Annotated in this window: 6 protein-coding genes and 1 pseudogene; 3 read left to right on the top strand and 4 right to left on the bottom strand. The window is 69.4% G+C overall.

The genetic code is table 11. From position 1 onward, the window contains the following. The first annotated feature begins 120 nt into the window (after positions 1-120). Both C1J00_RS35050 and C1J00_RS35045 read left to right on the top strand, forming a co-directional pair. Positions 121-750: an antibiotic biosynthesis monooxygenase gene (locus C1J00_RS35050; RefSeq protein ID WP_102912983.1), complete on the top strand. Its 630-nt coding sequence runs from the start codon at positions 121-123 to the stop codon at positions 748-750. 81 nt (positions 751-831) lie between these two features. Next, positions 832-2517 (top strand): ribonuclease J, encoded by a 1686-nt coding sequence (locus C1J00_RS35045; RefSeq protein WP_102912982.1) that lies wholly within the window; start codon positions 832-834, stop codon positions 2515-2517. Positions 2518-2610: 93 nt separating this feature from the next. On the opposite strand, the gene C1J00_RS35040 is transcribed toward C1J00_RS35045, so the two are convergent. Continuing rightward, entirely contained in the window at positions 2611-3255 is a 645-nt protein-coding gene (locus C1J00_RS35040; protein WP_342751776.1) for a TetR/AcrR family transcriptional regulator, read from the bottom strand. A gap of 92 nt (positions 3256-3347) precedes the next feature. Between C1J00_RS35040 and C1J00_RS35035 the strand changes: the two genes are divergently transcribed. Next, complete coding sequence (locus tag C1J00_RS35035) at positions 3348-4787, top strand: MFS transporter (RefSeq protein ID WP_102912980.1); 1440 nt, start codon at positions 3348-3350, stop codon at positions 4785-4787. Positions 4788-4834: 47 nt separating this feature from the next. On the opposite strand, the gene C1J00_RS35030 is transcribed toward C1J00_RS35035, so the two are convergent. The 3 genes and pseudogenes from C1J00_RS35030 to C1J00_RS35020 form a co-directional block, all read right to left on the bottom strand. Beyond that, entirely contained in the window at positions 4835-6115 is a 1281-nt protein-coding gene (locus C1J00_RS35030; protein ID WP_102912979.1) for an MFS transporter, read from the bottom strand. Further along, positions 6105-6782, bottom strand: coding sequence for an antibiotic biosynthesis monooxygenase (locus tag C1J00_RS35025; protein ID WP_146046313.1), 678 nt, complete (start codon positions 6780-6782; stop codon positions 6105-6107). The genes C1J00_RS35030 and C1J00_RS35025 overlap by 11 nt, the downstream gene beginning before the upstream one ends. A 183-nt stretch (positions 6783-6965) precedes the next feature. Beyond that, positions 6966-7069, bottom strand: a pseudogene (locus C1J00_RS35020) (IS5/IS1182 family transposase); the annotation flags it as partial.

Genomic DNA, 7069 nt, shown 5'->3' with positions numbered 1-7069 from the left:
CTGGACGAGCTCAATCGTCTTTCCTTTGTTTTTTTTCACGCAGATGACGGCATACGACATGAGCGCTAGTCTCGTGGGCTCGGAGAGGTGTATCAGAGACAGCCTTTCAGGGAGACCGCGTTGACCACCGACCGCTTCCCGGCCATAGCCCGCACCGGCACCGCCGTGATCGGCGCACGGTACGTCGGAGGACCCGACCGGCAGCGGCTGGTCATGGACGACGAGGTGCATGCGCTGGAGAGTGGTTCCCCGCCCTGCGGCCTGTCTGCTGTGAGCTGGTTCGCGAGCACGGACGGTGAGACGGTGCTGTCACTTGCGCAGTGGGAGAGCGCCGGGGCGTACGACACGTACCTGCGTGGCGCTGGCTACGCCGCGCCCTTGGCCGGTCCGCCGCGCTACCGGCTGTACCGCAGCCTGGTCGAGGAGAACGAGACCCGCGTCCCGGGCTGCCTGATCACGGCCGCTTTCGACGTGGACGGGCCCGAGCGTCAGCGCTACTTCACCGACGCCGTGATTGCCGCCCAGCCGAAGGACGGCGGGCACCGCGGCGCGATCTCGGCCCACTTCCTGCACAGCGCCGACGGCAGCCGCGTCCTGCTGTACACGGAGTGGATCAGCGTCGAGGCGCACGAGGAGGCCGCCGAGGCCGGTGACCACGACCAGGGGCACGAGATCTTCTCCAGTACGCCCGGGGTGCGCCTCACCCACGGCGGGCGCTACCGCCTCCACCGCTCCCTGCCCCTGCCGTGACCGAGCCCCGCGCCGCGCCTCTCCTCGCGTGCAGCGGCGGGCAGTGGGTAGTCCCGGCAGACCCTTCGGTAGCGTGAGGGTATGAGCCATCCGCACCCAGAACTCAAAGCCGCCCCGCCACTGCCCGAGGGAGGGCTGAGGGTCACCGCCTTGGGCGGCCTGGGCGAGATCGGCCGGAACATGACCGTGTTCGAGCATGCCGGCAAGCTGCTGATCGTCGACTGCGGCGTGCTGTTCCCCGAAGAGACCCAGCCCGGCGTGGACGTGATCCTGCCGGACTTCACTTCGATCCGGGACCGGCTGGACGACATCGTGGCCGTGGTGCTCACCCACGGCCACGAGGACCACATCGGCGGCGTGCCCTATCTGCTGCGGGAGCGGAGGGACATCCCCCTCGTCGGCTCCAAGCTCACCCTCGCCTTCATCGAGGCCAAGCTCAAGGAACACGGCATCCGGCCGCGCACGGTGCGCGTGCGGGAGGGTGACCGGCGCGGCTTCGGGCCCTTCGACTGCGAGTTCGTGGCGGTCAACCACTCCATCCCGGACAGCCTCGCGGTCGCGATCCGCACCGGCGCCGGGATGGTGCTGCACACCGGTGACTTCAAGATGGACCAGTTTCCGCTGGACGACCGGATCACCGATCTGCGTGCCTTCGCCCGCCTCGGTGAGGAGGGTGTGGACCTGTTCCTCACCGACTCCACCAACGCCGAGGTACCCGGCTTCACCACCTCGGAGCGTGAGCTGAACCCGGCGATCGAGCAGGTGATGCGCACGGCGCCGCGGCGGGTGATCGTCTCCAGCTTCGCCAGCCACGTGCACCGCATCCAGCAGGTCCTGGACGCAGCCCACGAGCACGGTCGCAAGGTGGCCTTCGTGGGCCGGTCGATGGTCCGCAACATGGGCATCGCCCGCGACCTGGGCTACCTGAAGGTCCCCTCCGGTCTGGTCGTGAGCACGAAGGAGCTGGAGAAGCTTCCCGACCACAAGATCACTCTGGTGTGTACCGGATCGCAGGGCGAACCGATGGCCGCACTGTCACGGATGGCCAACCGCGACCACCAGATCCGCATCGGCAAGGGCGACACCGTCCTGCTCGCCAGTTCCCTCATCCCCGGCAATGAGAACGCCATCTACCGGGTGATCAATGGCCTGACGCGGTGGGGCGCCCACGTCGTCCACAAGGGCAACGCGAAGGTGCACGTCTCCGGGCACGCCAGCGCCGGCGAGCTCGTCTACTGCTACAACATCGTCCGGCCCCGCAACGTCATGCCCGTGCACGGCGAGTTCCGTCACCTGCGGGCCAACGCCGACCTCGCCATCCGCACCGGTGTCGACCCCGACCGGGTCGTCATCGCCGAGGACGGTGTCGTCGTCGACCTCGTCGACGGCCGCGCCTCCATCACCGGCAAGGTGCCCGCGGGCAACGTCTACGTGGACGGCATGGAAGTCGGCGGCGCCACCGAGGCGTCTCTCAAGGACCGTGTCACCCTTGCCCAGGAGGGCGTCATCACGGTCGTGGCCATCGTCGACGCCGATACAGGCGCCCTGGCAGAGGCTCCCGACTTCCTGGCCCGCGGCTTCGTCCACGACGACGCCACTTTCGAGCCGGTCATCCCCGTCATCGAGAAGACCCTGGCCACCGCGGCCGAGGAAGGCGTCGGCGACGCCCACCAACTCGAACAGCTCATCGCCCGCGCCGTGGCCAACTGGGCCTTCCGCACCCACCGCCGCAGGCCACTGATCATCCCCGTCATCATCGACGCCTGACCGGGGGCCGCGCTCCGGGCCCCTGCCTCATTCAGGACGGACAGACACCACCTCACCCACTACGGCACGCACAGGCGAGCGGGCTGCGCTTGATCACCCGCCGTCACTCGTCACTTCGACAGGCGACCGGGGCGCCGACCATACGAGACGGTCGTCGAAGAGCTGGTCGAGGTGGGCGCGCAGGATGGCCATGGCTGCTTCGGCGGACCGTTGGCCGACCAGGACGCCGGTGCCCAACCCGTGGCTGAGGGCCAGGAGTCGGGCCGCCTCCGCCGCCGGATCCCGCCCGCCGGCCAGCGCGCCGTCGCGCTGAGCTCGGCTGAGCACGTCGGTCAGCTGTCGCTCCAGGCGATCAGGCCCGGCGACGAACGGCTCGGCGGCCAGCTCCCGGTCGGTCATCGCCAGCACCGCGTAGGAGGTCCACACCAGGTGGAAGGCGCGACTGGCCTCGTCGGTCGGCAGCGCCTCGGCCAGGAACGCCTCGATGAAAGCGTGCGCCGTAGGCGGCTGCGGCAGATCGGCCAGCCGCTTCGACCACCGCTGGTGGCTCTGCTGCTCCAGCCGCTCCAGGGCGGCGTGCATCAGCTTGGCCTTGGAGTCGAAGTAGTACTGCACCAGGTTCAGTGACATGCCCGCCTCGGCGGCGACAGCTCGCATCGTCACCGCGTGCAGGCCCTCGGCCGCAGCCACGCGGACCAGCGCGTCGATGATGTGCGCTCTCCGCTCGGCGTGATCCACCCGTTTCGGCACCCTGTGTCCCTTCCTGCCCGCCCGTTCGTTTTCATAGTACCGCTGTACGATAAAAATTCGCGGTCACGAGTGGAGGGGTGATGGTGGAGCGCGGAGCATGCGGGAACGGCGCACCAGACACCGCAGCCCAGCGGGTTCGGGCGAGTCCTCCGGCGGCGGTGCTGTGGCTGGCATGCGCGGCACAGTTCATGGTCGTGCTCGACGTGTCGGTGGTGAACGTAGCCCTGCCTTCCGTTCAGTCCGCGCTCGGTTTCACCGCCGCGGGTCTGCAGTGGGTCGTCGGCGGCTACGCCTTGGTCTTCGCCGGATTCCTGTTGCTGGGGGGCCGCCTTGCGGATCTGTACGGCCGGCGACGGGTGTTCGTGTGGGGAGTGGTGCTGTTCGCCGCCTCCAGTCTGGTGGGCGGGCTCGCCACCAGCCCGGCCGTGTTGATCGCGATGCGTGCGGTGCAGGGCCTGGGTGCTGCGGTTCTGGCCCCGGCCACGCTGACTATCCTCACCACCACCTTTACCGAAGGGCCGGGGCGCATAAGGGCGTTGGCGATCTGGACCGCGGTCAGCTCCGTCGGCGGCGCCGCTGGGAACCTCATCGGCGGCGTACTGACGGACGCTCTGTCGTGGCGCTGGATCCTGCTGATCAACGTACCCATCGGTGCTGCCGCTCTGCTGGCGGCCGTCCGGTTGCTGCCGGACGACCGCCCGGGCACGATGCCCGCCAGACTTGATGTACTGGGCGCGACGCTGGCCACGTTGGGAGTCACCGCGCTCGTCTACGGCGTCAACCAGACCGGCGTACACGGCTGGAGCAGGCCCGCCGCCCTCGTCGGACTGGCCGTCGGCGCGCTGGCGCTGACCGCGTTCGCAGTCGTCGAGGCCCGATGGGCGGCGGCCCCGCTGCTGCCGCCGCGCCTGGTCCGGATGCGCCCGGTCTGGGCGGGCAACGCGGTGATGCTGCTGGCCGGCGCTTGCTTCATCCCCATGTGGTACTTCCTGTCGCTGTACATGCAAGACGTCCTCGGCTATGGGGCGCTGGCATGCGGTGTGGGGTTTCTGCCGCACACACTGGCCGGGATCACGGCGGCCCGCCTCGCTCCCATGGTCATGCGGCGCACCGGTGCCCGGGCCCTGATCGTCGGCAGCGCGCTGCTGTCCGCTGCCGGATTCGTCTGGCAGAGCCGGATCGGTGCGGACAGCGGCTACTTGGACGGACTGCTCGGGCCGGCACTGGCCATGTCCGCCGGGATGGGCCTGCTCATCACCCCGATCACCACCACCGTCACCTCCGGTGTCTCCTCCACGGACGCCGGCGCGGCCTCCGGGCTGATGAATGCAGCCCGACAGATCGGCGGCGCGATCGGCCTGGCCGTCCTGGTCACCCTTGCCGCAGCCACCACTGATTCGGCCATGTCCTACCGCACGGTGTTCCTGGCCATCGCAGCCATGTGCGGAGGCGTTGCCGCCCTGGCAGTGGCGCTGCCGACCCCGCGCCGCAATGAAGCGGCGGCCTTGCCGGGACGTTGAGCCCCGACCCGGCCACCGTGCACGAGGAAGGACTGGGAGCGCCACTGTCAGCTGCCGCGCTGTGGCCGTTCGTCGGCCGGCGCTTCGGGCCGATCGCCCTCGCCCGTGTCTGTGAGCCCGGTCGTCTGGTCCGGTTCCTTCAGCCGGAACAACGCGGCGAGAATCCCTGCGGTGCCTGCCGCGGCGACCAGGGCTCCGGTGGCGATCGAGGTGGCGTCGATCAGCGGCCCGAAGACCAAGGGCGAGGCGAACTGACCGCCGAAGAGTGCCGTGGCCTGCAAAGAGGTGGCCGTCCCGCGCTGTTCGGCGGGTGCGGCGTGGTCGACCAGGACGGTCAGGGTGGGCATCGTGATGCCGCTGCCGATGCCCGTCAGTACTGGCACGAGCATCAGTACCGCCCAGTGCTCGGCGACGGCGAACACCAGCAGCGCCGCCGTCCATGCTCCGGCCGCGGTCCGCATCAGCGCCGCATAGCCCAGGCGGGCGGTGAGCTTGGCGTAGGTGAGTCCGACCAGGCTGGCGGCGCCGGACGCGAGCACAGTGCCGTACAAGGCGACCACCAGGGTGTCGTGGATGCCGAGTTGGTCCAGGCGGCGGGGCAAGGAGACAGCCAGGACCATCATCAGCCCGGTGGTCGCCACCCACAGCCCGCACAGGGCCAAGACCAGCGGGTGCTCACGCAGCAACCGCACCGCGCCACGACGCGAGCCCTTCGCAGACGGGTCGCTCGGACTCGCATGGCTGGTCTTGGGCAGGGCAAGCAGAGTGGCTGCGCCGAGCGGCAGGCCGATGAGGTAAATGGCGAACGGCGCGTGCCAGGAGGCGTTGCCCAGGGCACCGGCCGCGAGCGGGTAAGCGAAGCCACCCGCGGTGGTGGCGGTCGTCCGCCAGCCCATCACCTTGTCCCGCATCTCGCCCCGGTACAGGCCCAGCAGCGCAGCGGTGGAGCAGGTGAAGACCGCCGCCGCCCCCACACCAAGAATCAAGCGGGAGGCGAACAGCACCGGATAGGAGTCGATGACCAGGCCGGCCCCTCCGCCCAGCCCGTACACCACCAGTCCCGCAGCGAGCGGCAGCCGGGGGCCGAACCGGTCGGTGGTCCGGCCCACGAGCGGGCTGACGAGGGCGATGGCCAGACTGTGGGAGGTCAGCACCAGTCCGGCGGCTGTGCCGCCTACATCGAGGGCTTGGCGGATCACCTCGATCACCGGAGCGATGGTGGCGCCACCCATGACCCCCAGCGTGGAGGCCAGCAACAGCACCGTGAGTGAGCCCCTGTCCGCCGCCGACTCCGGGGAACTTCCCGGTACCGCAGCGTCAGCGGGCATCGCCGGGCCCGGTGCCGAGCAGGGTGGTGTGCGGATGCCAGCGGCGGTATCCACACGGTCGCACCCCTGCGATCTCGCCGGTGAGCCGGCGCCGTACGCCTCGTGGGTCGTCGGCGGTGACCGCGTCGAGGTGGGCCTGCTCGTCGCTCCACTCGGCGTAGTTGAACACCCGGGTGCCGTCCAGGCTGGTGTGGAAGTGCGCGGCGACGGAGCCGGGCATCGGCGCCATGTCCTTCGTCATCGCGAAGACCTCGTCGACGAAGTGCCGTTGGCGCTCCGGCCCGTCCACGTCGAACACGGGCGTCACGACGCACCCCACCGCGGCCTCACCGTGGCTGATGTGGGAGCGGTGCAGGCGGTAGCGGACCGGAGCGGACGGTTCGGTGCCAGGAATACCCGGCGCATACGGCATCGGTGCCGCCAGAGCAGTATCCAAGGCGTCGTCGTCCGCCCACTGCTCGTACGCCATCAACGCCTGCCCGTCGGTGCTGGTGAACAAGGACCAGCTCAACAGCCCTGCAGGCCAGGGATCTTCACGCCGGGAATCGACCGCCGTGTCGGCGATGGCCGGCTGCTTCGCGGCGTCACCTAAATGCCGGACGGTGATCACCGCAAGGCCGGCATCGGCGCGGGTGATCTCGGGCGGGGTTTTGCTATGGCGGATCACGACAGTCTCCCCACAGGTCGCTCCAGTGGGCAGGGCGCTGCCCACCCAGAGGAAATGGAACTGAGTCCAAGACTGTCATGAGTTCCGAAATGGCTCCAGTGTCATTTAAGCCCTGGTCCCGCCTCGGTAAGGGCTGTCCCGTAAATGATCTGTGATGTGCCTGGTGGCCTGCTGGTTTCTGCGTCACCCGCCGAGGACGAGGTTGTGCAGGCGGGCGATCCCGAGCATGGCGTGGTGGACGCCGTCGCCCTTCAGCCGGCAGTCGCGGAGGATCTTCCAGCCCTTCA

It is taken from the genome of Streptomyces cahuitamycinicus (genome assembly GCF_002891435.1).
GTDB lineage: Bacteria > Actinomycetota > Actinomycetes > Streptomycetales > Streptomycetaceae > Streptomyces > Streptomyces cahuitamycinicus.
The sequence above is the reverse complement of the archived record's forward strand: the minus strand, read 5'-3'. Positions and strand labels throughout refer to the sequence as shown.